This is a genomic window from Sphingopyxis sp. LK2115 (assembly GCF_014595975.1).
In the GTDB taxonomy this organism is placed as follows: Bacteria; Pseudomonadota; Alphaproteobacteria; order Sphingomonadales; family Sphingomonadaceae; genus Sphingopyxis.
In genome coordinates this window covers 31,940-57,226 of the sequence record NZ_JABWGQ010000047.1, presented here as the reverse complement: position 1 = coordinate 57,226, position 25,287 = coordinate 31,940, and the positions used below count along the sequence as shown (strand labels likewise).

At 64.9% G+C, this 25,287-nt stretch carries 30 protein-coding genes; 26 read left to right on the top strand and 4 right to left on the bottom strand.

Features of this window, described 5'->3' with window-relative positions; genetic code table 11:
* Positions 1 to 140 precede the first annotated feature (140 nt).
* The 6 genes from HUW43_RS10460 (at position 141) to HUW43_RS10435 (ending at position 4,213) form a co-directional block, all read left to right on the top strand.
* Positions 141 to 605, top strand: a complete 465-nt coding sequence (locus HUW43_RS10460) for a PTS sugar transporter subunit IIA (protein WP_120221693.1) — start codon at positions 141 to 143, stop codon at positions 603 to 605.
* 125 nt (positions 606 to 730) lie between these two features.
* Positions 731 to 1,066 carry a DUF1491 family protein gene (locus HUW43_RS10455; RefSeq protein WP_188237345.1) on the top strand — a complete coding sequence of 112 codons (336 nt, stop codon included), beginning with the start codon at positions 731 to 733 and terminating at the stop codon, positions 1,064 to 1,066.
* Between the two features lie 198 nt (positions 1,067 to 1,264).
* The gene (locus tag HUW43_RS10450) at positions 1,265 to 1,930 is read left to right on the top strand and encodes a cell wall hydrolase (RefSeq protein WP_188237344.1); all 666 of its coding nucleotides are present in this window, start codon (positions 1,265 to 1,267) and stop codon (positions 1,928 to 1,930) included.
* A gap of 71 nt (positions 1,931 to 2,001) precedes the next feature.
* Positions 2,002 to 2,628, top strand: coding sequence for a DUF4136 domain-containing protein (locus HUW43_RS10445; RefSeq protein ID WP_188237343.1), 627 nt, complete (start codon positions 2,002 to 2,004; stop codon positions 2,626 to 2,628).
* Positions 2,625 to 3,746, top strand: coding sequence for a carboxypeptidase family protein (locus tag HUW43_RS10440; RefSeq protein WP_188237342.1), 1,122 nt, complete (start codon positions 2,625 to 2,627; stop codon positions 3,744 to 3,746). Before HUW43_RS10445 ends, HUW43_RS10440 begins: the two co-directional genes overlap by 4 nt.
* Entirely contained in the window at positions 3,743 to 4,213 is a 471-nt protein-coding gene (locus HUW43_RS10435) for a GNAT family N-acetyltransferase (protein ID WP_188237341.1), read from the top strand. Before HUW43_RS10440 ends, HUW43_RS10435 begins: the two co-directional genes overlap by 4 nt.
* Positions 4,214 to 4,438: 225 nt before the next feature.
* Here the strand turns inward: HUW43_RS10435 and HUW43_RS10430 are convergent, their stop codons facing one another.
* Complete coding sequence (locus HUW43_RS10430; RefSeq protein WP_188237340.1) at positions 4,439 to 4,897, bottom strand: Hsp20 family protein; 459 nt, start codon at positions 4,895 to 4,897, stop codon at positions 4,439 to 4,441.
* Positions 4,898 to 5,088: 191 nt separating this feature from the next.
* Here HUW43_RS10430 and gpmA point away from each other — a divergent pair, with 191 nt between their 5' ends.
* Entirely contained in the window at positions 5,089 to 5,775 is a 687-nt protein-coding gene (gene gpmA, locus HUW43_RS10425; protein WP_188237339.1) for a 2,3-diphosphoglycerate-dependent phosphoglycerate mutase, read from the top strand.
* A 54-nt stretch (positions 5,776 to 5,829) separates the two neighbouring features.
* Here gpmA and HUW43_RS10420 read toward each other — a convergent pair whose 3' ends face one another.
* The 3 genes from HUW43_RS10420 to HUW43_RS10410 form a co-directional block, all read right to left on the bottom strand.
* Positions 5,830 to 7,920, bottom strand: a complete 2,091-nt coding sequence (locus HUW43_RS10420) for a TonB-dependent receptor (RefSeq protein ID WP_188237338.1) — start codon at positions 7,918 to 7,920, stop codon at positions 5,830 to 5,832.
* A 123-nt stretch (positions 7,921 to 8,043) separates the two neighbouring features.
* Positions 8,044 to 8,886 (bottom strand): 2,3,4,5-tetrahydropyridine-2,6-dicarboxylate N-succinyltransferase, encoded by an 843-nt coding sequence (dapD, locus tag HUW43_RS10415; RefSeq protein ID WP_188237337.1) that lies wholly within the window; start codon positions 8,884 to 8,886, stop codon positions 8,044 to 8,046.
* Positions 8,883 to 9,560: a pyrimidine 5'-nucleotidase gene (locus HUW43_RS10410; protein ID WP_188237336.1), complete on the bottom strand. Its 678-nt coding sequence runs from the start codon at positions 9,558 to 9,560 to the stop codon at positions 8,883 to 8,885. Before HUW43_RS10410 ends, dapD begins: the two co-directional genes overlap by 4 nt.
* 144 nt (positions 9,561 to 9,704) lie before the next feature.
* On the opposite strand from HUW43_RS10410, the gene HUW43_RS10405 reads away from it, so the two are divergent.
* The 19 genes from HUW43_RS10405 (at position 9,705) to rplN (ending at position 25,285) form a co-directional block, all read left to right on the top strand.
* Entirely contained in the window at positions 9,705 to 12,071 is a 2,367-nt protein-coding gene (locus tag HUW43_RS10405; protein WP_188237335.1) for a S8 family peptidase, read from the top strand.
* A gap of 40 nt (positions 12,072 to 12,111) precedes the next feature.
* A complete protein-coding gene (locus tag HUW43_RS10400) occupies positions 12,112 to 13,413 on the top strand; it encodes a metal-dependent hydrolase family protein (RefSeq protein WP_188237334.1) in 1,302 nt (433 codons plus the stop codon).
* 43 nt (positions 13,414 to 13,456) lie between these two features.
* Positions 13,457 to 14,515 carry an isoaspartyl peptidase/L-asparaginase family protein gene (locus HUW43_RS10395; RefSeq protein ID WP_223181458.1) on the top strand — a complete coding sequence of 353 codons (1,059 nt, stop codon included), beginning with the start codon at positions 13,457 to 13,459 and terminating at the stop codon, positions 14,513 to 14,515.
* Positions 14,516 to 14,792: 277 nt separating this feature from the next.
* Positions 14,793 to 15,164 carry a 30S ribosomal protein S12 gene (gene rpsL, locus HUW43_RS10390; RefSeq protein ID WP_058805196.1) on the top strand — a complete coding sequence of 124 codons (372 nt, stop codon included), beginning with the start codon at positions 14,793 to 14,795 and terminating at the stop codon, positions 15,162 to 15,164.
* Positions 15,165 to 15,237: 73 nt separating this feature from the next.
* Positions 15,238 to 15,708, top strand: coding sequence for a 30S ribosomal protein S7 (gene rpsG, locus HUW43_RS10385; RefSeq protein WP_003042192.1), 471 nt, complete (start codon positions 15,238 to 15,240; stop codon positions 15,706 to 15,708).
* Between the two features lie 96 nt (positions 15,709 to 15,804).
* Positions 15,805 to 17,898, top strand: a complete 2,094-nt coding sequence (gene fusA / locus HUW43_RS10380) for an elongation factor G (RefSeq protein WP_188237333.1) — start codon at positions 15,805 to 15,807, stop codon at positions 17,896 to 17,898.
* Positions 17,899 to 18,016: 118 nt separating this feature from the next.
* Entirely contained in the window at positions 18,017 to 19,207 is a 1,191-nt protein-coding gene (tuf, locus tag HUW43_RS10375; RefSeq protein WP_188237332.1) for an elongation factor Tu, read from the top strand.
* Positions 19,208 to 19,355: 148 nt separating this feature from the next.
* On the top strand, positions 19,356 to 19,667 hold the full coding sequence (gene rpsJ, locus HUW43_RS10370; RefSeq protein ID WP_011543089.1) for a 30S ribosomal protein S10: 312 nt from the start codon (positions 19,356 to 19,358) through the stop codon (positions 19,665 to 19,667).
* A 322-nt stretch (positions 19,668 to 19,989) separates the two neighbouring features.
* The gene (rplC, locus tag HUW43_RS10365; protein ID WP_188237331.1) at positions 19,990 to 20,763 is read left to right on the top strand and encodes a 50S ribosomal protein L3; all 774 of its coding nucleotides are present in this window, start codon (positions 19,990 to 19,992) and stop codon (positions 20,761 to 20,763) included.
* Positions 20,764 to 20,765: 2 nt separating this feature from the next.
* Complete coding sequence (gene rplD / locus HUW43_RS10360; RefSeq protein ID WP_188237330.1) at positions 20,766 to 21,392, top strand: 50S ribosomal protein L4; 627 nt, start codon at positions 20,766 to 20,768, stop codon at positions 21,390 to 21,392.
* On the top strand, positions 21,385 to 21,693 hold the full coding sequence (locus HUW43_RS10355) for a 50S ribosomal protein L23 (RefSeq protein ID WP_188237329.1): 309 nt from the start codon (positions 21,385 to 21,387) through the stop codon (positions 21,691 to 21,693). The genes rplD and HUW43_RS10355 overlap by 8 nt, the downstream gene beginning before the upstream one ends.
* A 21-nt stretch (positions 21,694 to 21,714) precedes the next feature.
* Positions 21,715 to 22,551, top strand: coding sequence for a 50S ribosomal protein L2 (rplB, locus tag HUW43_RS10350; protein ID WP_188237328.1), 837 nt, complete (start codon positions 21,715 to 21,717; stop codon positions 22,549 to 22,551).
* 3 nt (positions 22,552 to 22,554) lie between these two features.
* Entirely contained in the window at positions 22,555 to 22,830 is a 276-nt protein-coding gene (rpsS, locus tag HUW43_RS10345) for a 30S ribosomal protein S19 (protein WP_188237327.1), read from the top strand.
* Entirely contained in the window at positions 22,830 to 23,210 is a 381-nt protein-coding gene (gene rplV, locus HUW43_RS10340; protein ID WP_120221709.1) for a 50S ribosomal protein L22, read from the top strand. Before rpsS ends, rplV begins: the two co-directional genes overlap by 1 nt.
* A gap of 1 nt (position 23,211) precedes the next feature.
* The gene (gene rpsC, locus HUW43_RS10335; RefSeq protein ID WP_188237326.1) at positions 23,212 to 23,919 is read left to right on the top strand and encodes a 30S ribosomal protein S3; all 708 of its coding nucleotides are present in this window, start codon (positions 23,212 to 23,214) and stop codon (positions 23,917 to 23,919) included.
* An 11-nt stretch (positions 23,920 to 23,930) separates the two neighbouring features.
* Entirely contained in the window at positions 23,931 to 24,362 is a 432-nt protein-coding gene (rplP, locus tag HUW43_RS10330) for a 50S ribosomal protein L16 (RefSeq protein WP_120221711.1), read from the top strand.
* A 4-nt stretch (positions 24,363 to 24,366) separates the two neighbouring features.
* Positions 24,367 to 24,570 (top strand): 50S ribosomal protein L29, encoded by a 204-nt coding sequence (gene rpmC, locus HUW43_RS10325; RefSeq protein ID WP_188237325.1) that lies wholly within the window; start codon positions 24,367 to 24,369, stop codon positions 24,568 to 24,570.
* Positions 24,571 to 24,581: 11 nt separating this feature from the next.
* The gene (rpsQ, locus tag HUW43_RS10320; protein WP_188237324.1) at positions 24,582 to 24,848 is read left to right on the top strand and encodes a 30S ribosomal protein S17; all 267 of its coding nucleotides are present in this window, start codon (positions 24,582 to 24,584) and stop codon (positions 24,846 to 24,848) included.
* A 68-nt stretch (positions 24,849 to 24,916) separates the two neighbouring features.
* On the top strand, positions 24,917 to 25,285 hold the full coding sequence (rplN, locus tag HUW43_RS10315) for a 50S ribosomal protein L14 (protein ID WP_011543078.1): 369 nt from the start codon (positions 24,917 to 24,919) through the stop codon (positions 25,283 to 25,285).
* The last annotated feature ends 2 nt before the right edge of the window (positions 25,286 to 25,287 follow it).

Here is a 25,287-nt window from a genome sequence, read left to right as displayed (position 1 = left end):
TTTATCTGCCATCCGGCTTAAGGGCCGCGCCCAACGATGCCCGAAGCCCGGATGGCGGCGGGCCTGCCACGACAGATCCGTGATCGCTAGCCAGCCCTTGTTTCTGGCGGTGTCCGGCGTTTACAAGATTTGATCCGACGATGAATCTTTCTTCTCTTCTTTATCCGGCGACCGTGCGCGCGCACGTCCAGATCGATTCGAAAAAGGCGCTTTTCCCCTTTATCGGCGATCTTGCCAGCCGTTCGCTTGGCCTCGATGCCGGCGAAGTGAGCGAAGCCTTGCTCGAACGCGAACGGTTGGGATCGACGGGGTTCGGCCGGGGTATCGCGCTGCCGCACGCCAAGCTGGCCGATCTTGGCGGTGTGCGCGGCCTGTTCCTCCAGCTTGCACGGCCAATCGATTTCAACGCGGTCGATGGGTTGCCGGTCGATCTGCTTTTCGTGCTGCTTTCGCCGCTCGATGCCGGCGCTGACCATCTGAAAGCGCTCGCCGGCGTGTCGCGGATGCTGCGCAACGATGCGATCGCCGAACGGCTGCGCGGCGCCAAGAATGACGAGGCGCTCTATGCGCTCCTCGTCGACACCGAAGCGCGTGACGCGGCCTGACGAGCGATCGGTCGGGCCTCCACGAAGGCAGGAACTCATCGCGCGCCGCCACGCTTTCGGTTTCGTTGGTTTCAGGCCGACATTTTCGGCGATGGACCGCAGCCTTCGCATCGGCGGGGGCTGACATGCGCCTCAAAAGCCGTTTCCTCGTCGATCTGTTGCTGCGCCGCACCGAAGCGGCGGGCGGCTTCGCGGCCGTGCTGGCCAGAGGCGACGACGACGCGGGTGTCATTCTGGTCCAGTGCAGCGACCGCGGCGAACCCGGAGCGCTGCTCGAACGGCGATTCTCGGCCGACGGCAAATATATATGGGAGGAAGTCGGCCCGGCGGACACCAAGGATGGTGAATCCCGCGCCAACTATCGCGAGCGGCGGCGAAAGGTCGATCCCGATCTGTGGGTCGTCGAACTGGACATCGCAGATGCGGCACGTCTCGTCGCGGAGTGGGGCGCGTTGACTTGACTCTGTTGCGGCGCACAATAGCTGGCGCCCATTCGATAACGCGAAGGTCGGTCCGCGGGTTGCATCGCCACGCCATGCTCCCGAAAAAACGGACTGGACACGCAGTCGGACGATGACCGCAGGCGGCGATACAGGATCAAGGTCCCCCGTCTGTTTTTGACAAGGCTCGGTTCATCGGCCGCACTTTTGACGGACAATATGAGTCGCATTCTGAACGTGGCCAGCGTGGCTGCCGTCGGCATGACTGCCGCCACCATGCTGCTTCTGGCGGAACCGGGCTTTGCAAGCGACCTTGCTGCCGACGCCAATCTTCCCGCCATCACCCTGCCCGGCGCGGCGTCGTCGGAGCCGCAAAAGGCGGATTTGCCGACCGAGGCCGAGCTGCCCGTCGAGGAACAAGGCGATGCCGAGCGCGACGCCACCCCCGAAAGTGAAAACACGCCGCCGGTAACCGCGGCGTCGCTCGCGGCGCTTGTCGCCGCGACGCCAAAACCCGCCACGATCGACCGGGAGCTGCGCTGCCTGGCCGGGGCGGTCTATTTCGAATCGCGCGGCGAATCGCTCCCCGGTCAGCTCGCGGTCGCGCATGTCGTGATCAATCGCGCGCGGTCGGGCCGCTTCCCCGCCAGCCTGTGCGGCGTCGTTCACCAGAAGCGTCAGTTCAGTTTCGTGCGCGGCGGTCGGATGCCCGCGATCCGCGAAGGCGCACAGTGGGACAAGGCGGTGGCGATCGCGCAGATCGCGCTCGACGGCAGTTGGAAGAATCACGCGCCGGGCGCGCTTTTCTTTCACGCGCGCCACGTCGCACCCGGCTGGCGCAAGACGCGCATCGCGCAGATCGACAATCACATCTTCTATCGCTGACCGGCGGGCAGGCGCGCTCGTTCGCCATCCCGTTCATTGCCAAGCCATAAATACTGGCGCATGATACGGCCATGATGCGTCATCTTTCCGTCGCCCTGCCCTTCGCAGCGGCGCTTGCGCTTGGCGGCTGCGCCACCGCCGTTCCGCCGGTCGAGGTCACCCGTTTTCACAGCAATGCCGTGGCGGGCTGGGCGCCGGGGACACGCTACACCGTCGATACCGCGCCGCTGGGCGACGCTGCAGCGATGCCGGGCACCGCCGCGCCCTCGCTGGAATGGTCCAGCTATCGCGGCGCGGTCGAACGCCAGCTTCAATTGCAGGGCCTTGTTGCAGCGCCCGACGGCGCGCGTGCGCCGCTCAAGGTCCGCATCGGCTTTGACCGTGCGGTTCACGAAAGCGTGGGCAAGCGATCGCCGGTGTCGGTCGGCGTCGGCGGTTCGACGGGCAGCTATGGTTCGGGCGTCGGGCTCGGCGTCGGGATCAACCTTGGCGGCGGCTCCAGACGCATGGCCGACCTCCAGCTTTCGGTGCGCATCGACGATGCCGCGACGGGTCAGGCGCTGTGGGAGGGCCGCGCACTGACCGCGGTTCCGGTGAAGGCGCCCGCCAGTCAGCCGAGCCTTGCCGCGGCGAAATTGGCCGAAGCCCTATTCAAGGACTTCCCCGGCGAATCGGGACGCACTATCAGCGTTCCATGACCATCACCATCAACGCCGCTTTCGACAGCGGCAATATCGTCGTGGACGCCATCGACGGGACGTCCGCCCGCCTGTCGATCCGCAAGGATCGCGAATCGGACTTTTTCCAGTGGTTCCATTTCCGCGTCGCCTGCGCGGTCGGCGACCCGCTCGATCTTGCGATCACCGGCCTCGAAGGCTCGGCCTATCCCGACGGCTGGCCCGGCTATGCGGCGTGCGCGAGCTATGATCGCGAAAGCTGGTTCCGCCTCGACACGGCCTATGATGCCAATGTGGACGGGGGCCGTTTGACCATCCGGCACACGGCCGAAGGCCCGCTGCTCTGGATCGCCTATTTCGCGCCCTATTCGATGGAGCGGCACCACGACCTGATCGCATCGGTCGCCGAATGCGAGGGCGTAACCTATCGCTGCCTTGGCACCAGCCTTGAAGGCCAGCCGATCGACTGCCTTGAAATGGGCAGCGGGGATATTCAGGTCTGGCTCTATGCGCGCCAGCATCCGGGCGAGAGCATGGCCGAATGGTGGATGGAGGGTGCGCTCGAAATGCTCACCGACCCTGCCGACCCGCACGCGCGCTCGCTCCGGCAGAAATGCCGTATTCATATCGTGCCGAACATGAATCCCGACGGTTCGCGCCGTGGCCATCTGCGCACCAACTATGCGGGGGTGAACCTCAACCGCGAATGGCACGAACCGACCGCCGAACGCAGTCCCGAAGTATTGTGCGTGCGGAATGCGATGGACGAAAGCGGCGTCGACTGGGCGATGGATGTTCATGGCGATGAGGCGATCCCGGCGGTCTTTCTGGCGGGATTCGAGGGCATTCCGTCGCTGAAATCCGAGCAGATGGAGAAGTATAAGGCGTTCGAGGCCGCGCTCGCGGCGAATACCCCCGATTTTCAGCTCGATCTCGGCTATGCCGAATCGGCGCCCGGCCAGGCGAATCTGTCGATGTCGACGACACAGCTTGCCGAACGCTTCGGCGCGGTGTCGATGACGCTTGAAATGCCGTTCAAGGACAATCGCGACCTGCCCGATCCCTCTCATGGCTGGTCGCCCGAACGGTCGAAGCGGCTCGCGCACGCCTGCCTGCAAACGCTGGACCATATTTTGTGAGCGACGCCTGGCGGATCGTCGAGGATGATCTGTCGGGCGCCGCGATCCGTGCACTGCTCGAGCTGCATTTTGCGGGAATGCTCGCCAATTCGCCTGCGGGAAGCTGTCACTTCCTCGATTTCGACGGGTTGCGCGCGCGCGACGTGACCTTCTGGTCGATCCACAAGGATGGCGCGCTCGCGGGCTGCGGCGCGCTCAAGATGCTTGATGCAAAGCATGGCGAGATCAAGTCGATGCGCACCGCCGAGGGCTTTCTGCGCCAGGGCGTCGCCGCGCGGATGCTGGGCCATATCATCGCCGAAGCGCAGCGCCGCGGCCTCGAACGGCTCAGCCTCGAAACGGGGTCGGGCGCCGCCTTCGAGCCGGCGATTACCTTGTATCGCCGCTATGGCTTTGCGGATTGCGAGCCGTTCGCGGGCTATAAGCCCGACCCGTTCAGCCGCTTCATGACGCGCGCCTTGCGATAAGGGTTCGCCCAAAGCCGCCAGGCCACAAAGACTCCCCACCCCGTTCACCCCTTGACAAGCTCAGCACGAAGGGAATGGAGAGATGCTTTGCGACGTCGTGGTGTTGCGCGATCAAAAAAAGAAGGCGGCACCGCCGCTGCGCGTCGCCCGAAACGAGACCGCCCGGCAAAAATGAGGTCCGGAGGCGACTCCGGACCCCGCAATTTCGATAGGAACGGGCGTCGCTTATGCCGCCTTCTTGTTCTCGATCACCGGCGTGGCGCCGCCGCCGATCGCGATCTTGTGCGGCTTCATCGCTTCGGGCACTTCGCGGACCAGATCGATGGTCAGCAGGCCGTCGGCAAGGTCGGCGCGCTCCACACGCACGAAGTCGGCGAGCTGGAAACGGCGCTCGAACGCGCGCGTCGCAATGCCGCTATAGAGCAAGTGTCGTTCCTCGCCTTCGGCGACCGGTGCCTTGCGGCCGCTTACGGTCAGCATATTCTGCTGTGCGGTGATGTCGATCTCGTCCGCTTTGAAACCGGCAACCGCGACGGTGATGCGGAAATGGTCATCGGCGACCTTTTCGATATCGAACGGAGGATAATTTTCCGCGCTGGACGCGCCGGTTTCGAGGAAATCGAAAAGCCGGTCGAAACCGACGGTCGAACGGCGATAGGGGGTCCAGTCAAAATTGTTACGCATGGGTCATTCCTTCCTTGTTCAAAGCGAAGCAAAGGGACCGCGGAACGCGCCCGCGATCACCACCCGACCCCGTTCCGGCGGCCGGATAGGATCAATCTGGTAGCCGCCGAAACCATTTCAAGAGGGGCGTTGGCCTTTACCGAAAAGCCGCGCTAAAGGGCGGCGAAACCGCTCCATCCAAAGGATATGACATGCCCCAGCTCATCCTCATCCGTCACGGCCAGTCGCAGTGGAATCTCGAGAACCGCTTCACCGGCTGGTGGGATGTCGATGTCACCGAAAAGGGCGCGGCCGAAGCCTGGGCTGCGGGCGATCTGATGAAGGCCAAGGGCATCGCTCCCGACACCTGCTTCACCTCGGTCCAGACGCGCGCGATCAAGACGCTCAATCTGGCGCTCGAGGCGATGGGGCGCCTGTGGCTTCCGGTGACGAAGGACTGGCACCTCAACGAGCGCCACTATGGCGGGCTCACCGGGCTCGACAAGGCGGAGACCGCGGCGAAGCATGGCGACGATCAGGTCAAGATCTGGCGCCGCAGCTTCGACATTCCGCCGCCGCCGCTCGAAGCCGGGTCCGAATGGGATTTGTCGAGCGACCCGCGTTATGCCGGCATCGCGATTCCGGCGACCGAAAGCCTGAAAGACACAATCGCGCGGGTGCTTCCCTATTATGACGCCGCGATCGCCCCCGAGCTGGCGGCGGGCAAGACGGTGCTGATCTCGGCGCACGGCAACAGCCTGCGGGCGCTGGTCAAGCATCTGTCGGGCATTTCGGACGCCGACATCACCGGCCTCGAAATCCCGACCGGCCAGCCGATCGTATACGAATTGAACCCCGATCTGACCGCGCGTGAACGCTATTATCTGAGCGAGCGGTAAAAGGCGGCCTCACGCCCCTCTCTCCTCACCCCGGCGCGGCCGGGATGACGGTGCTCAAAGCGTCCCGGTCACGGTGAGCTGGAAATATCGTCCAAACTCGCGCCGACGGCTTTCGCTGAACGCAATCGGCCCGTTGCGCCGGTCGACAAAGACCGTGCGGTCGAACCGGTTCTTTTGCCCGGCAAGATTGCGGTACGTCAGCCTGACCGTGAAACCCGCGACATCCTTATGCTCGACAAAGGCGGTAACGAAGCCGCCGTCGTCGAACTCATGCTCAATCGCATTGAGCCGTACATTGGGGCTGAATTGTTCGTCGAAGTAACTGGCTCCCCAGGCGATCGGCGAACCCGGGATGTCGTGGCGCAGGCTGACATCGACCAGATATTCCTGCCCCTCGCTCTGATCGCGCCAACTGCCCGTCAGCGGATCCCGCACGCGGTTGCGGCGCCAGGTCAGGTCGCTGTTGATGCGCGCGCCTTTCCAGCCCAGCCGGTCGAGCAGCAGCGTCGCCTTTGAACTGATGCGATAAAGATGCGCACCTGGCAGGTTGCCGCGGCCTTCGGTGGTTGGCGACAGCGGGATCTGGTCGACCAGATCCTGCGCATAGGCATAAGCGAAGGCGATCGAAGCGTTGCCCCACGCGCTCAGGTCCTGAACGAACTCCAGCTCGGTGCGGTTGACCACCGGCGGCACCAGCAGGCCGTTGCCGCCGTTGCCCTGGCCGTTGGCGACATCGACCGAACTTGCAAAATCGAAGAAGTTGAGTTGGTCGACACGGCGCTGGATCTGATAGTTGATGGTGGTCCGCGGCCCGACTTTCCACGCCAGCGCGAGCTTGCCTTTCGGCCGCACAAAGCGGCGCGTCAGGCCATCGGGACCCGATGACGACAGCGCGCTATACTCGGCGCCAAGGTTGATCTGCGCGGTGAGGTTCGATGCCAGCGCGCGCCCCCAGGTCAGCGATGCTTCGCCGCGTTTTTCCTCGACCCTGGTCTTTTCACCACCGAAGATGACCGGCAGGAAGCTGCCGTCGGGCTGGAGCGTGGCGAACTCGGCCTCGACATCGAGCGTATTATACGCCCCCTCCAGCGCGACCTGCCAGTCGGTGCCGCCCGCGGTGCGCCAGCCATATTCGCCGCGCAGGATGGATTCGCCCTCGTCGGCAATCTGCGTGAACCGCTCGCCGCGGCGCCCGCCAATCGCCCTGTCGACGATGAACGTATCGACGGTGGGACTATGTTCGAACCGATAGAGTCCGATCAGCTTGAGCCGTCCCTTGCCCAGTCCAAATTCATAGTCGCCGCCGACGTCGAAATTATGCTCGTCTTCAACCGATTTGAACGTCTCGCGCAAAGCGCCGTTTGTTGGCCCCACCGCAATGCTGCTCGCCGCGTCGACGAACTTCTGCAACTGGCCGCCCAGATTGACATTCCACTTGTCGCCGCCGCCCGTGGTGCGCGCGAGAGCCAAGGCGAGACGCGGCCTGTCACCGCTGTAGCTGGCCAATTCGTCACGCGTCGATTGCCGCACCCCATTGCCGTCGAACCGTTGCTCCGGGCCCCAATGGCCATTCCGGTTGGCTTCATTCTTCAGGCTGAGCGTCACATTGGTGCCGCCGATCGTGCCGGTGGTCGAAACCTCGCCGTTGAGCCAATTGTCGTCGAGCCGTGGGCGCCAATCAGGTTGCCAGCGGATTGTGGTCGTGAATCCGGCCTCGTCGGTGCCCGCAACCAGAACGACGTTGGCAACCTGGCCCGTCAAGCCTGGAACATTCAGGCTGGCCCCGTCGACGATATCGACATAGGCGACCTGCGAGGCCGCAATGCGTTGCAACGCGCTGCGCGCATCGGTCGATTTATTGGCGATACGCTCGCCGTTGATCAGGACATTCTCGGTCGCCGCACCCAGCCCGCGGGTGCCCCCGTTGGTGCCGGTGACGATCAGGAATCCCGGCACCTTTTCTACCATGTCGAGCGCGGTGCGCGGCGAAAAGCTGGCGAAATCGCCGGGGGTATAACGGTGCGCGCCGTTGGTTGGCGCGTCGGTCGCCGGCGGAGCGACGGCGCCGATCTCCTGCGCCAGGGCGGTGGGACTTGTCAGCGCGAGCGCGACCGCCGATGCTGACGCACCCGAAAAAACACGCATAGTCGATCCCCCATCGCAGCCAGCGACCGTTCGCCGCACCGCGCGCCGTCTTGGGCAGGGCTGTCGTAAAACTATGCCAAACTTCTACCAAACTGAGACACTCTTCGACGAGTGGCGAGCGATTCAGTCGCGCAAAAGCTCGTTGATTCCCGTCTTGGCGCGCGTCTTGGCATCGACGCGCTTGACGATCACCGCGCAGTAAAGCGACGGGCCGGGCGACCCGTCGGGCAGCGGCTTGCCGGGCATCGCGCCGGGAACCACAACGGCGTAAGGTGGCACTTCTCCAATGAAAATCTCGCCCGTCGCGCGGTCGATGATCTTGGTCGATGCGCCAAGGTAAACGCCCATCGACAGGACCGCGCCCTCGCGCACGATCACGCCTTCGGCGACCTCGGCGCGCGCGCCGATGAAGGCGCCGTCCTCGATCACCACCGGCCCGGCCTGCAACGGTTCAAGCACCCCGCCGATCCCCGCGCCGCCCGACAGGTGGACGTTGGCGCCGATCTGCGCGCAGCTGCCGACGGTCGCCCAGGCATCGACCATCGACCCCTCGCCGACCCGTGCGCCGATGTTGACGAAACTCGGCATCAGCACCGCGCCCTTGCTGATAAAGGCGCCGCGGCGGACGATCGATCCGGGGACGGCGCGGAAGCCCGCATCCCGAAAGCGATTAGCGCCCCAGCCTGCAAACTTTGAAGGCACCTTGTCCCACCAGGTCGCGCCGCCGGCGCCGCCCTCGATGATCGCCATGTCGTTGAGTCGGAACGACAGCAGCACCGCCTTCTTGAGCCACTGGTTGACCTGCCACACACCGTCCGCGTCGCGCTCCGCGACTCGAAAGCGGCCGTCGTCAAGCCCGGCAATCGCGGTATCGACCGCTTCGCGCACCGCGCCGGTCGTGGTGAGGCCCAGCGTGTCGCGCGCTTCCCATGCGGCGTCGATCGTGGCTTGAAGGTCGGCGGTCATGAAACTCCCCAGGGTGAAGGCAGGTTGTCGAGCCAGTCGGCAATGTCGGTCGCGCGGAAATCGACATGGCTCGGCAGATGGTCGCGATGGCCGCTTTCGCTGCCATTGTCCAGCCACACCGTCGTCATCCCCAGCGCCTTCGCCGGCGTCAGGTTGCGCGCCATATCTTCGACGAACAGGCTTTTCGCCGGTTCGACGCCGAGGTGTTGGACCATCATGGCATAGGCCGCCGCGTCGGGCTTGGGCGTATAGCGGGTGATACGAATGTCGCAGATACCGTCGAACAGGTCGGCGATCCCGCGCGCGTCAAGCACGCGCGCGGCATAATCGGCGTCGGCGTTGGTGAAGACCAGCCGACGGCCGGGCAGCCGTTCGAGCCCGGCGCGCAGCCGCGGGTCGGGGGTCAACCGGTCGAGCGCGATATCGTGCACATCGACCAGAAAGTCTTCGGGATTGACACCATGATGGCGCATCAGCCCCGCCATCGTCGTGCCATGGTCGTGGAAATATCGCTTCTGCACGCGCCGCGCCTCGATCGCATCGACATCGAGCAACCGCATGATGAAGGCGCCCATGCGTTCGTCGATCAGGTCGAACAGCTTCGCCGAGGGCGGATAGAGCGTGTTATCGAGATCGAAGATCCAGGCGTCGATATGGTCGAGCGGCGGCGGCATGGCCGGCGCATAGAGGGTGGGACAGGGAGGGGCAAGGCCGTGCGTTTTACCTTCCGGCAATGTCTATGGCACAAAGCGGTGCGATGTTATCCAGATCGTCGTCCCGGCCTTTGCCCGGACGACCTAAATATCAGGGGAATCGCGATGGCCGACGCGAAGCGACGCAAGCATATCCGGCGGATGGCCGCGCGCCCCCTGCCGCTTTTGCTCGGCCTTGCGTCGCTCACGCTCGCTGCGTGCGGTGGCGGTGCTGGCCCTTCGCCGACTCCGGCCCCGCCGCCAGCCCCGGCTCCGACGCCGACCCCGACACCCACGCCGACTCCGCCACCGACGGGCAATTTCGACACGGCCGAGGTGCGCCGCTCCGACGGCGTCAATTTCCATGGCGCGATCACCGCCTATCGGGCTGGGGCGAGCGGGCAGGGGATTTTGGCGGGAGTGATCGACGACGGGATCGACGTGGACAGCCCCGAATTTGCCGGGCGCATATCGCCACTCTCGGCGGACCTTGCCGGGTCGCGCGGGATCGACGGCGAGGGGAGCCACGGCACCAATGTCGCGCAGGTGCTGCTCGGCGGGAAAAATGATGCGGGCACGATGGGTATCGCCTTCAATGCGAACCTGCTCGTGTTGCGCGCCGACCAGCCCGGCAGCTGCGCGACCGAGGATCCGTCGAATGACGAAAGTGGCTGCCGCTATCCCGAAAGCGCGATCGCGGCGGGACTCGACCGCGCGGTGAGCGCGGGCGCGCGCGTCGTCAACATCTCGCTCGGCGGCGACGATCCGCCCGGTGCGACGCTCCGCGCCGCGGTGTCGCGCGCGACCGCGGCGGGGATCATCGTCATCCTCTCGGCGGGGAACGAGGGCGATACGACCGCGGGCGGCAACGACCCGAACAACCCCGGCCGCTTTGCGCAGGGGCTGCGCGATGCGGGCGGCGGGCTGGTCATCATCGCCGGATCGGTCGACAAGAATGGCGCGATTTCGGATTTCAGCAATCGCGCGGGGGCCTATGCTTCCTCTTATCTGTCGGCGCTCGGTGAAGGCGTGTGCTGCGTCTATGAAAATGGCGCGCTCAAGACCGAAGGCAATTTCGTCTTCCTGCTCAACGGCACCAGCTTCGCCGCGCCGCAGGTTGCCGGGGCCGTCGCGCTGATCGCGCAGGCTTTCCCCAATCTGACCAGCCAGCAGATCGTCGAGCTGCTTTATCAATCGGCGCGTGATGCGGGGGCGGCGGGCGACGATGCCGTCTATGGCCAGGGCATCCTCGACATCGCGCGCGCTTTTCAGCCGATGGGGGCAACGACGCTGGCGGGCACCCCGACGGCGGTGGCGCTGGGCACGCCGCTCGGCATTTTGGGCGGGCCGATGGGCGATGCCGGCGGCGGTGCGACGGGGCTTGTCACCGACGGATTCGGCCGCGCCTTCCATGTCGATTTCGGCCAGTCGCTTGCGCAGCGCCGCCCCGATTTCAAACTGACGGGGGCGATCGGCGGGCTCGTCCGCCAGCAAAGCGCAGCCAACCGGTCGCTGGCGCTTTCGCTCGTCACCGCGCCGGGAGCAGGCGGCAGCGACGCCCTTGCGGGCTTGTCCTTTCACGATGCGCGGCGGGCGCGCGCGCTCGCCGCCTCGGTGATGACGCGGCTCGGCCCGCGCACGCGCCTCGGCTTCGCGGCGGGGCGCGGGACGGGCGGGCTGCTTGCCGGCGAGCGCGGCGAAAGCGGCCATGCCATGCTGATCGGCGACGCCGCGCACGAAGGGATCGGCTTTGCCGCAAACCCCGGTATCGGGACGATAATTCGTCATAATATCACGAAAAATCAATATATTAACTTATATGGCGAAACTGGTTTGGTGGCGGGCTTGCGCTGGCATGACGACCCGCTGCTTCGCTATCGTTTCCACCGCGACAGCCATTATCAGCGCTTTGGCGCGTCATGGGACGGCCGTTTCGGTCCGCTGGGTGCAGCATTGGGTGCAAGCTGGCTTCGCGAATCGGGCAGCCTGCTCGGCGCGCGGCTCGGCCCGCTTTTCGGCGCGGGCGGCGCGACCAGCCTTGTCGGGGATGCGCGGCTGGCGTTCGATACGCCGCGCGGCTGGCAAATCGCCGCCGCCTGGCGGCAGATGTGGACGCGCCCTGACGCGCGCGGACTCGTCGCCGGGGGCGCGCTCTGGTCGAGCGCTTTTTCGCTCGATGTCGCAACGGTGGGACTGGCGCGGCCGGGCGACCGCGCCGCGCTGCGGTTCGCGCAGCCGCTGCGCGTCGCGCGCGGCGGCATCGACCTGATGCTGCCGGTCGCTTACGACTATGCCAGCGGCAGCGCCGATTTCGGTCGCCGCGCCTATAACCTCGCCCCCACCGGCCGCGAACTGGTGGTCGAGGCGAGCTATGCGCTGCCGCTGTTCGGCGGCGACGTCGTCGCCAACGGCTGGTGGCGACGCGATCCGGGGCATATCGCCGCCATGCCCGACGATAAAGGGGCCGCGCTGCGCTTTACGATGGGCTTCTGATCGGCTTTAACGGCCTGCGACACCGAATAGGGGACGCAGGATGAAGCCTTTCCATCTGACTTCGCTCGCGCTGGTGGGCGCGGCGCTTGCCACGCCGCTCGCTGCCCAGGCACCCGCGCGCATCGTGATTCACGCCGGGCATTTGCTTGCCGAGCCGGGCAAGCCCGCGCGCGGCGCTGCGACGATCGTGGTCGAAGGCGGCAGGATTGTCAGTATCGCCGACGGCCACCAACCCGCCGGGGCGGGCGCGACGCTGATCGACCTCAAGGACAAATATGTCCTGCCGGGACTTATCGACAGCCACGTCCATCTGACCAGCGACGCGGGCGGACTCGCGGGCCAGCTCGAGGAAATGACGCTCAGCCCCGCGGCGCAGGCGTTCAATGCCGAGGTCAACGGGATGAAGACGCTCCGCGCGGGCTTCACCACCGTGCGCAACCTCGGCGACGGCGACGGGGTGACGCTGGCGCTGAGGGACGCGATTCGCGCGGGCAAGGTGCAGGGGCCGCGCATCGTCGATGCGGGGGCGAGCATTTCGGGCAGCGCGGGGCATATGGACGGTTCCCTGGGCTATCGCGACGAGTTGCGGCCCTTTTTCGCGGGCGCGGGCAACACCTGCAACGGCGCCGACGATTGCCGCCGCGCGGTGCGACTCCAGATCGGGCGCGGCGCCGACGTCATCAAATTCGCATCGACCGGCGGGGTCAACAGCCGGATCGGGGCGGGCCTGGGCAAACAGATGTTCGACGACGAAGCGCAGGCGATCGTCGATACCGCGCATATGTTCGGCAAAAAGGTCGCGGTCCACGCGCACGGCGCCGACGGCATCCGCCTCGCGCTCGCCGCCGGGGCCGATTCGATCGAGCATGGCACGATCCTCGACGAGGCGACGATCGCCGCCTGGGCGAAATCGAAAACCTATTATGTTCCGACGCTTTCCACCGTGAACGGGTACAAGGAACGGCTGGCCGCCAACCCGGACGCCTATGAACCCGATGTGCTTGCCAAGATCCGGTGGCGCATCGCGATCACCGGAAAGAGCCTGGAGCAACTTGTGCCGCGCGGCGTGCGCATCGCCTTCGGTACCGATGCCGGTGTGTCGAAGCACGGCCGCAACGGCGACGAGTTCGAGCTGATGGTCCAGCACGGCATGACTCCTGTCGAGGCGCTGAAGGCCGCGACGGTGAACGCCGCCGACCTTCTCGGTCTCGCCGACGAGATCGGCACGATCGCGCCAGGCAAGAGCGCCGACATCATCGCGGTCGCAAGCGATCCGCTCGCCGATGTGCGCGTGCTCAAGAAGGTCGATTTCGTGATGGCAAGGGGCCGGGTGGTCGATTGAGCCGCATGCTTCGCATCGCTCCCGTTTGCTCAAGGAATGAACGATGATCCTTTCGCTTGTCGCCGCCGCGCTCGCCGCTGCACAGACCGCCGCACCGCAGCCCTTTGCCGATGCGGTGACGCCGCCCGGTGAAACGCGCGCCGACACCGCCGAGACTCCGGCGACAACCGGCGGATGGACGCTCCTCGTTCACGGCGGTGCGGGCACCATCCGCCGCGACCGTATCACGGCGGAGCAGGACGCCGACTATCGCGCGGCGATCGACGCGGCGCTCATGGCGGGGCGGGCGGTGCTGGCAAAAGGCGGCAGTGCGCTCGACGCGGTGCAGGCGGCGGTTGAGCTGATGGAGGACGACCCGCTGTTCAACGCAGGGCGCGGCGCCGTCTTCACCCACGACCGCACCAACGAACTCGACGCTGCGATCATGGACGGCCGCACGCGCGCGGCGGGGGCGGTCGCGCGGTTGACGACCAGCCGCCATCCGGTCGCGGTGGCGCGCGCGGTGCTGCGCGACGGGCGGCATGTCATGCTGACCGGTGCCGACGCCGACCGATTCGGCGCCGACCGCGGGGTCGAGCAGATGGATCCCGCCTGGTTCGCGACACCGCATCGCCGCGAGCAGATCGACGAGTTTCTGCGCCGCGAGGCGGGTGCGAAGGCCGTTTCTTCGTATGACATCGACCAGAAGTTCGGGACCGTCGGCGCGGTGGCGCGCGACGCGCGCGGTCATCTTGCCGCGGCCACCTCGACGGGCGGTCTGACGGGCAAAAGATGGGGACGGATCGGCGATGCGCCGATCATCGGCGCGGGCACCTATGCCGACGATCGCGCTTGCGCGGTGTCGGCGACGGGGGCGGGCGAATATTTCATCCGCGTCGGCGTTGCGCACGAAATCTGCGCGCGGGTGCGGCTGGCGGGGGAATCGCTGCAACAGGCGGCCGACGCGGTGATGGCCGAGGTGCTGGCGCTCGGCGGATCGGGCGGGGTGATCGTCGCGGGGCCGGACGGCCGTTCGGCGTTCAGCTTCAATACCGAGGGCATGTATCGCGGCCGACTGACCAGCGACGGCGTGCATGAGGTGGCGATCTATAATGACGAATAGGCCGCCGAGCGCACACCCCATTGACCGGGGGGCCGTTCGCGGCTAGAGGGCCGCCAGTTCGGGAATAGCGCTTTGTCGCGGTTTTCGAGTCACAACAGCGCTTGAACATTGCTGGCGCGGATGGAGCCTCCGGAAGATCATGCGATCGGCCGGGGTCTTTTGCTGTTATCAGGTCGGCCGTTTTCCGCCATTTAAGGCGGGGCGGGGCCGGAGCTTCATCCCCCGCGGCAGAGTAACCGTTCGCTTTGATGGGCGAACACAAAAAGGTGAAGCATTCATGCCCACGATCAACCAGCTGGTCCGCAAGGGCCGGACTCCCCAGAAGGTGAAGTCCAAGGTCCCGGCGATGGACGCAAACCCGCAAAAGCGCGGCGTTTGCACCCGTGTCTATACGACGACCCCGAAAAAGCCGAACTCGGCGCTCCGCAAGGTCGCGAAGGTCCGCCTGACCAACAGCCGCGAAGTCATCACCTACATCCCCGGCGAAGGCCACAACCTCCAGGAACACAGCGTCGTGCTGATCCGCGGCGGCCGCGTCCGCGACCTTCCCGGTGTGCGTTACCACGTCCTGCGCGGCGTGCTTGACACGCAGGGTGTGAAGGACCGCAAGCAGAGCCGTTCGAAATACGGCGCGAAGCGGCCCAAATAAGGCCCCGCTTCTTCGGCATTGGATCATCCCGCGCTGCCTTTGTGCCGGGATGCTGTTGTAAAAGGAATTACCCATGGCTCGTCGTCGTCGTCCTGAGCGCCGCGAAATCCTGCCCGATCCCCGTTTCGGGGACGTTGTGCTGTCGAAATTCATGAACAGCGTCATGCTGGACGGGAAGAAGTCCGTCGCCGAAAGCATCGTTTACGGTGCGCTCGAGGCGGTCGAGGCCCGCGCCAAGAAGGAACCGCTGGGCGTGTTCCACGAAGCGCTGGCGAACATCCGCCCGAACATCGAAGTGCGCAGCCGCCGCGTCGGCGGTGCCACCTATCAGGTTCCGGTCGAGGTCCGCCCCGACCGCGCGCAGGCGCTCGCAATCCGCTGGCTGATCACCGCGGCGCGCAACCGCAGCGAAACCACCATGGCAGCCAGGCTGTCGGGCGAGTTGCTCGATGCCTCGAACAATCGCGGTAACGCGGTGAAGAAGCGCGAAGACACGCACCGCATGGCCGAAGCGAACCGCGCTTTCAGCCACTACCGCTGGTAAGGGGCGGCGGGTCTTTGGCCCGTCGCGCAATCGCAACAAAACTTCCTATATCGGGGGCGGCGCCAAAGGCCTCCCCCCAAATCCAAGGAAAAAATCATGGCACGCAGCCATCCGCTCGAACGCTATCGCAATTTCGGTATCATGGCGCACATCGACGCCGGCAAGACCACGACGACCGAGCGCATCCTCTATTACACCGGCAAGTCCTACAAGATCGGCGAAGTCCATGACGGCGCGGCGACGATGGACTGGATGGAGCAGGAGCAGGAACGCGGCATCACCATCACGTCGGCCGCGACGACCTGTTTTTGGAAGGCCGATGAGGGCAAGGGGCCCGAACATCGCCTGAACATCATCGACACGCCCGGACACGTCGACTTCACGATCGAAGTCGAACGCTCGCTTCGCGTCCTCGACGGTGCGGTCGCGGCGTTCGACGGCGTGGCGGGCGTCGAGCCGCAGTCCGAAACGGTGTGGCGCCAGGCGGACAAGTACAAGGTTCCGCGGATGTGCTTCATCAACAAGCTCGACCGCACCGGCGCCAATTTCTATTATTGCGTCCAGACCATCATCGATCGTCTGGGTGCGACGCCGGCCGTCCTCTATCTGCCCATCGGCGCGGAATCGGACTTCAAGGGCCTCGTCGACCTTGTCAACGAGCGCGCGATCATCTGGAAGGACGAAAGCCTCGGCGCCGAATTCTTCTATGAAGAGATTCCCGCCGACCTCGTCGACAAGGCTGCCGAATATCGCGAAAAGCTCGTCGAGCTTGCCGTCGAACAGGACGACGCCGCGATGGAAGCCTATCTCGAAGGCAATCTTCCCGACGTTGCGACGCTGAAGGCGCTGATCCGCAAGGGGACGCTGAGTCAGGCGTTCGTCCCGGTGCTGTGCGGTTCGGCGTTCAAGAACAAGGGCGTCCAGCCGCTGCTCGACGCGGTCGTCGATTATCTGCCTTCGCCGCTCGACATTCCCGACGTTCAGGGCATCAACCCGACCACGGAACAACCCGATTCGCGCGCGACGTCGGATTCGGCACCGCTGTCGATGCTCGCGTTCAAGATCATGAACGACCCGTTTGTCGGCTCGCTCACCTTCGCCCGCATCTATTCGGGCACCCTCACCAAGGGCAGCTATCTGAACTCGGTGAAGGACAAGAAGGAAAAGATCGGCCGTATGCTGCTGATGCACGCGAACAGCCGCGAGGACATCGAGGAAGCCTTCGCCGGCGACATCGTCGCGCTCGCGGGCCTCAAGGAAACCACCACCGGGGACACGCTCTGCGCCGCCAACGCGCCGATCATCCTCGAACGGATGGAGTTCCCCGAGCCGGTGATCGAGCTGTCGGTCGAACCCAAGACCAAGGCCGACCAGGAAAAGATGGGCATCGCGCTCAGCCGCCTTGCGGCCGAGGATCCGTCGTTCCGCGTGTCGACCGACCATGAATCGGGCCAGACGATCATCAAGGGCATGGGCGAGCTTCACCTCGACATCCTTGTCGATCGCATGAAGCGCGAGTTCAAGGTCGAAGCGAATGTCGGCGCGCCGCAGGTGGCGTATCGCGAATCGCTCGCGAAGCCGGTCGAGGTCGACTACACGCACAAGAAGCAGTCGGGCGGTTCGGGCCAGTTCGGCCGCGTCAAGGTCAGCGTCGCCCCCGGCGAACGCGGCAGCGGCATCACTTTCATCGACGAGATCAAGGGCGGCAACATTCCGCGCGAATATATCCCGTCGGTCGAAAAGGGGATGCGCGAGGCAGCCGAAAACGGCCACATGATCGGCTTTCCGATCATCGACTTCGAAATCCGGCTGACCGACGGGGCCTATCACGACGTCGACTCGTCGGCGCTGGCGTTCGAAATCGCGGGGCGCGCGGCGATGCGCGAAGTCGCGGCGAAGGCGGGCATCAAGCTGCTCGAACCGGTGATGAAGGTCGAAGTCGTCACCCCCGAGGAGTTTATGGGCGACGTCATCGGCGACCTCAACAGCCGCCGCGGACAGATCCAGGGCACCGACAGCCGCGGCAACGCCCAGGTGGTTGAAGCGATGGTCCCGCTTGCCAATATGTTCGGCTACGTCAACCAGCTGCGGTCCTTTACCCAGGGACGCGCGCAATACACGATGCAGTTCTCGCACTATGAAGAAGTGCCGAACAATGTCGCGGAAGAAGTGAAGGCCAAAATGGCCTGACAGGTCTGGGCCGCGCGGGCTTGCACCGCGCGGCAAAGCCTACTAAGGGCGGCGCCTGATTCAGCGGGCTCGTCCGGACTGATCAACGGAAACACATCGAACAAGAAGGTTCAATATCATGGCCAAGGCTAAATTTGAGCGGACGAAGCCGCACTGCAACATCGGCACCATCGGTCACGTCGACCATGGCAAGACCTCGCTGACCGCCGCGATCACCAAGGTGCTCGCCGAAGAGGGGCTGTCGCAGAAGGTCGATTTCGAAAACATCGACAAGGCGCCCGAAGAGCGCGAGCGCGGCATCACCATCTCGACCGCGCACGTCGAATATGAAACCAAGAACCGCCACTATGCGCACGTCGACTGCCCGGGCCACGCCGACTATGTGAAGAACATGATCACCGGCGCCGCGCAGATGGACGGCGCGATCCTCGTCGTGTCGGCTGCCGACGGCCCGATGCCGCAGACCAAGGAGCACATCCTGCTTGCGAAGCAGGTCGGCGTTCCGACGATGGTCGTCTTCCTTAACAAGGTCGACCAGCTCGACGATCCCGAACTGCTCGAACTCGTCGAACTCGAAATCCGCGAAGAATTGTCGAAGCGCGATTTCGACGGCGACAATATTCCGATCATCGCCGGCTCGGCGCTCGCGGCGCTCGAAAGCCGCGACGACCACATCGGCAAGGAAGCGATTCTGAAGCTGATGGAAGCCGTCGACAGCTGGATCCCGCAGCCGGAACGTCCGCTCGACAAGCCCTTCCTGATGCCGATCGAAGACGTTTTCTCGATCTCGGGTCGCGGCACCGTCGTCACCGGTCGTGTCGAAACCGGCGTCGTCAAGGTTGGCGAAGAAGTCGAAATCGTCGGCATCAAGGACACCAAGAAGACGGTCGTTACCGGCGTCGAAATGTTCCGCAAGCTGCTCGACCAGGGGCAGGCCGGCGACAATATCGGCGCGCTGATCCGCGGCGTCGGCCGTGAAGAGGTCGAGCGTGGCCAGGTTCTGGCGAAGCCCGGCTCGATCACGCCGCACACCGAATTCACTTCGGAGGTCTATGTCCTGTCGAAGGACGAAGGCGGCCGTCACACGCCGTTCTTTGCCAACTATCGTCCGCAGTTCTACTTCCGCACCACCGACGTCACCGGCGAGGTCATCCTCCCCGAAGGCACCGAGATGGTCATGCCGGGCGACAACGTCCAGCTGTCGGTCAAGCTGATCGCTCCGATCGCCATGGACCCGGGCCTGCGCTTCGCGATCCGCGAAGGCGGCCGCACGGTCGGCGCAGGGGTTGTGGCGACCGTCACAAAGTAATATAGGGCCGCGAGCCGCGCGATTCGGACCGATTCGCGCGGCTCGTAGCTTAAAGGTTTTTGATGGCCGATCCGGCTTCCGTCGCGGAAGCGGGAGCAGGCCATTTCGGCTCTTTCGCATCGTTAGACGGGATTCGACTGGAACAGTCATGGAAACGCAGAATATACGCATTCGCCTGAAGGCCTTTGATCACCGCGTGCTCGATCAGGCCACCACCGACATTGCCGACACGGCACGTCGCACGGGCGCGCTCATTCGCGGCCCGATCCCGCTTCCGACGCGCATCGAAAAATTCACCGTGAACCGCGGTCCGCACATCGACAAGAAGTCGCGCGAGCAGTTCGAGGTGCGCACCCACAAGCGGCTGCTCGACATCGTGCAGCCCACCCCGCAGACGGTCGACGCGCTGATGAAGCTCGATCTTGCCGCGGGCGTGAATGTTGAGATCAAGCTGGCCTGATTGGCCGGCGTGCTTCGGACTTGATCCGGAGCCCAGGGTAGAAGCGGCCGCCAGGCCGCGCTGAAACCGCCCTGGGTTCCTGCTTTCGCAGGAACAGATTCAGGTTTCGGTGGATACCGCCGGTCGCTTCCATCGGAAGCATCTCTGACCGGGCTGCGTCCCCCGTCTCGTCGCCAGCTCCTTCGGGATCGGCGGCACCTCAGCCCGGACGGGGCGATGCATCGAAATGATGGGCTGGGTGGGTGGCCGCCGGGTTTCGACCCGTGGCTTCCCGCAAGCCGTGCGGAATGGTCCGCCCGGCCTCTGTTCAGGAGTATGGATCATGCGGACTGGCGTGATCGCGAAAAAAATGGGGATGACCCGCCTGTTTCAGGACGACGGCCGCCATGTGCCCGTCACCGTCCTGAGCCTTGAAGGCTGCCAGGTCGTCTCCGTGCGCGATAAGGAACGCGACGGCTATGTGGCCGTGCAACTCGGTGCCGGCTCGGCGAAGGCGAAGAATGTCGCCAAGCCGCAGCGCGGCGCTTATGGCAAAGCCGAAGTCGAGCCCAAGGCGAAGCTCGTCGAATTCCGCGTCGCCGACGACGCGACGCTCGACGTGGGCGCCGAACTGTCGGCCGATCATTTCGTCGCCGGCCAGATGGTCGACATCCAGGGCGTGACGCAGGGCAAGGGCTTTGCGGGCGCGATGAAGCGCTGGGGTTTTGGCGGTATGCGCGCGACCCACGGCGTTTCGATCAGCCACCGTGCGCATGGTTCGACGGGCAACCGCCAGGATCCTGGCCGCGTTTTCAAGAACAAGAAGATGGCGGGCCACATGGGCGCGCGCAATCGCACCCAGCAGAATCTCGAAATCGTCCGCACCGACGTCGAGCGCGGCCTCCTCTTCGTCAAGGGCTCGGTTCCCGGCTCGAAGGGCGGTTGGCTGCTCGTCCGCGATGCGGTGAAGCTGCCGCGTCACCCCGATGCGCCTTATCCGGCGAGCATCAAGAGCGCGGCCAACACCAACACTGCCCCGGCTGACGCGCCGGTCGAAACGCCGGCCGAAGAGGCTGTCGTCGACACCGCGGCCACCGACGGCGCACAGGAGTCCTGATCATGAAGGTCAAGGTTCAGACCCTCGATGGCAAGGCTGGCGCCGACATCGACCTTAACGACGACGTTTTCGGCGTCGATGCGCGTGCCGACATCCTGCACCGCGTCGTTGCCTGGCAGCTCGAAAAGCGGCGCGCTCCGGCGCGGGCCGCGCGCGAGCGCAGCGACGTTGCCCGCACCGGCAAGAAATTCGGTCGCCAGAAGGGCGGCGGCACCGCGCGTCACGGCGACCGCAAGGCGCCGGTCTTCATCGGCGGCGGCAAGGCGCACGGCCCGCGGGCGCGCACCTTCGGCCATTCGCTGAACAAGAAGATTCGCACGCTCGGCCTCAAGATGGCGCTGAGCGACAAGGCGAAGGGCGGCAAGCTCGTCGTTCTCGACTCGCTCGAACTCAAGGACGCGAAGACCAAGCTGCTTGCCGACAAGCTCGGCAAGCTCGCGCTTGGCAATCGCGCGCTTTTCATCGACGGGGACGCGGTGCACGAAAGCTTTGCGATGGCTTCGGCCAACCTGATTGGTGTCGATGCGCTGCCCGCGATTGGCGCCAATGTCTATGACATCGTCCGTGCCGACACGCTGGTCCTGACCCGCGCGGCGGTCGAAAAGCTGGAGGCACGCTGCAATGGCTAAGGCAAAAACAGTCGACGCGCGTCACTATGACGTGATCCTCGCTCCGGTGATCACCGAAAAGTCGACGCTGCTCAGCGAAAACAACGCCGTGGTGTTCAAGGTCGCGCGCGACGCGACCAAGCCCGCGATCAAGGCCGCCGTCGAGGCGCTGTTCGATGTCAAGGTGGTGGGCGTGAACACGCTCGTCGCCAAGGGCAAGACGAAGCGCTGGAAGGGCAAGCCCTACACCCGCAGCGACGTGAAGAAGGCGATCGTCCGCCTGGCCGAAGGCCAGTCGATCGACGTCACCACCGGCGTCTGACGGATAGGGGAAGGCAGAAAAATGGCACTCAAATCCTATAATCCGACCAGCCCCGGACAGCGCGGCCTGATCCTTGTCGACAAGTCGGCGCTGTGGAAGGGCAAGCCCGTCAAGGCGCTGACCGAAGGCAAGCGCAAGACCGGCGGCCGCAACAACAAGGGGCATGTGACCTCGCGCGGCATCGCCGGCGGGCACAAGCAGAAATACCGCTTCATCGACTTCAAGCGTCGTAAGTGGGACATGCCGGCGACGGTCGAGCGGCTGGAATATGACCCCAACCGCACGGCGTTCATCGCGCTGGTCAAATATGAAGACGGGACGCAGGCCTACATCCTCGCGCCGCAGCGCCTGGCGGTCGGCGACACGATCGTCGCGGGCAAGAAGACCGACGTGAAGCCGGGCAATGCGATGGAACTTGCGCAGATGCCGGTCGGCACGATCGTCCACAATATCGAGATGAAGCCGGGCAAGGGCGGCCAGATCGCGCGTTCGGCGGGCACCTATGCGCAGGTCGTGGGTCGCGACCGCGGCCTGGTGATCGTGCGCCTGGGATCGGGCGAACAGCGTTACATCCGCGGCGAGTGCATGGGCACGGTCGGTGCGGTGTCGAACCCCGACAACCAGAACACCAACCTTGGCAAGGCCGGCCGCAATCGCTGGATGGGCAAGCGTCCGCTGACGCGCGGTGTCGCGAAGAACCCGGTCGACCACCCGCACGGCGGTGGCGAAGGCCGCACCTCGGGCGGCCGTCATCCGGTCACCCCCTGGGGCAAGCCGACCAAGGGCGCCCGGACCCGTCATAACAAGTCGACCGACAAGATGATCATCCGGTCGCGTCACGCGAAGAAGAAGAGGTAAGCCATGGCTCGCTCGGTCTGGAAGGGTCCGTTCGTGGACCTTCATCTCCTCAAGAAAGCCGAAACGGCCCAGGACAGCGGCAGTACTGCGCCGATCAAGACCTGGTCGCGCCGGTCCACCATCCTGCCGCAGTTCGTCGGGCTGACCTTCAACGTCTACAACGGCCGCAAGTTCGTGCCGGTGTCGGTCAATGAAGACATGGTCGGCATGAAGCTGGGTGAATTTGCGCCGACGCGCTTTTTCCCCGGCCACGCGGCCGACAAGAAGGGCAAACGCTAATGGGCAAGCAAAAGTCCCCCCGCCGCGTTGCGGACAATGAGGCGCTCTCGGTCGGCACGCAGATTCGCGGCTCGGCGCAGAAGCTCAACCTCGTCGCCGCGCTGATCCGCGGCCGCAAGGTCGAAGACGCGATGAACGTCCTCGCTTTCTCGAAGAAGGCGATGGCGGTCGACGTGCGCAAGGTTCTCGCCAGCGCCGTCGCCAACGCGGAAAATAACCACAACCTCGACGTCGACGCGCTCGTCGTCAAGGAAGCGAGCGTCGGCAAGTCGCTCTCGATGAAGCGCTGGCATGCACGCGGCCGCGGCAAGTCGACCCGGATCGTCAAGCCGTTCAGCCGCATCCGCATCGTCGTGCGCGAACAGGAAGAAGAGGCGTAAGATGGGCCAGAAGAGCAATCCGATCGGCCTGCGCCTGCAGGTCAACCGCACCTGGGACAGCCGCTGGTTCGCCGAGGGCCAGGATTATGGCCGCATGCTGGTCGAGGATCTGAAGATCCGCCAATATGTGTTCAAGACCCTGCCGCAAGCCGCGATCTCGAAGGTCGTGATCGAGCGTCCCGCAAAGCTGTGCCGCGTGTCGATCTATGCCGCCCGTCCGGGCGTCATCATCGGCAAGAAGGGCGCCGACATCGAAAAGCTGCGCAAGAAGCTGGGCGAGATGACGGGCAGCGACGTGTCGCTGAACATCGTCGAAATCCGCAAGCCTGAAGTCGACGCCAAGCTCGTCGCGCAGGGCATTGCCGACCAGCTCGAACGCCGCGTCGCCTTCCGCCGCGCGATGAAGCGCGCGGTCCAGTCGGCGATGCGCCTTGGCGCCGAAGGCATCCGCATCAACTGCGCCGGCCGTCTGGGCGGCGCGGAAATCGCGCGCACCGAATGGTATCGCGAGGGCCGCGTGCCGCTGCACACGCTGCGCGCCAATGTCGATTATGCCGAGGCCGAAGCGCACACCGCCTATGGCGTGTGCGGGATCAAGGTGTGGATCTTCAAGGGCGAGATCCTGGGTCACGACCCGATGGCGACCGACCGTCTGATGCTCGACGCGCAGACGACCGGCGTCCGTCCGGCGCGTGAAGATCGCCGCTAAGGAACGCTGACATGCTGCAACCGAAAAAAACCAAGTTTCGCAAGGCGTTCAAGGGCCGCATCCATGGCAATGCCAAGGGCGGAACCAGCCTGAACTTCGGCTCCTACGGCCTGAAGGCGATGGAGCCCGAGCGCATCACCGCGCGCCAGATCGAAGCGGCGCGCCGCGCGATCAGCCGTGCGATCAAGCGTCAGGGTCGCCTGTGGATCCGCGTGTTCCCCGACGTTCCCGTATCGTCGAAACCCGCCGAAGTCCGCATGGGCAAGGGCAAGGGTTCGCCCGAATATTGGGCGGCCCGCGTCAAGCCCGGCCGCATCCTGTTTGAACTCGACGGCGTTCCCGGCCCCGTGGCCGCGCTGGCGTTCGAGCGTGCGGCGATGAAGCTGCCGATCAAGACGAAGGTCGTCGCCCGCCTCGGCGACACCTCGCACCTGGAGGGTTAAGGACATGGCCAAGACCGAAGATTTCAAGGCCAAGACCGACGATCAGCTCGCCGAACAGCTTGGCGAGCTGAAGCGCGAGGCATTCAACCTCCGCTTCCAGGCGGCGACCGGCCAGCTCGAAAAGCCCTCGCGCGTCAAGGAAGTGCGGCGCTCGATCGCCCGCATCAAGACCGTGCAGACCGAGCGCGCGCGCTCGGCCGCGAAATAAGGAGACACGTCATGCCGAAGCGCATTCTGACCGGCACGGTGGTGTCCGACAAGGGCGACAAGACCGTCGTGGTCAAGGTCGAACGGAAGGTGAAGCACCCCCTTTATGGCAAGATCATCCGCCGTTCGAAAAAATATCACGCCCACGATGAGGACAATGCCATCAAGGCTGGCGAAACCGTCCGCATCGAAGAAACGAAGCCGATTTCGAAGCTGAAGACCTGGAAGGTTCTCGACAAGGTCGAAACCCGGGCCAAGACGAAAGCGGCCGAGGCCTGAGGGCTTCGTCAGATTTTCACGGAACCGCCGGGACGGCCCGGTAGGCCAAGGAAGAAGGAAATGCATCGATGATCCAGATGCAGTCACAATTGGAAGTCGCCGACAACAGCGGCGCGAAGCGCGTCCAGTGCATCAAGGTGCTGGGCGGGTCGAAGCGCCGCACCGCCGGCGTGGGCGACGTCATCGTCGTGTCGATCAAGGAAGCACAGCCGCGCGGCAAGGTGAAGAAAGGCGACGTGCATCGCGCCGTCATCGTTCGCACCGCCAAGGATGTGCGCCGCGCCGATGGATCGGTGATCCGTTTCGACAGCAATGCCGCCGTGCTCGTCAACAAGAATGAAGAGCCGATCGGCACCCGTATCTTTGGCCCCGTCGTGCGCGAACTGCGCGGCCGCGGCTATATGAAGATCATCAGCCTGGCGCCGGAGGTGCTCTGACC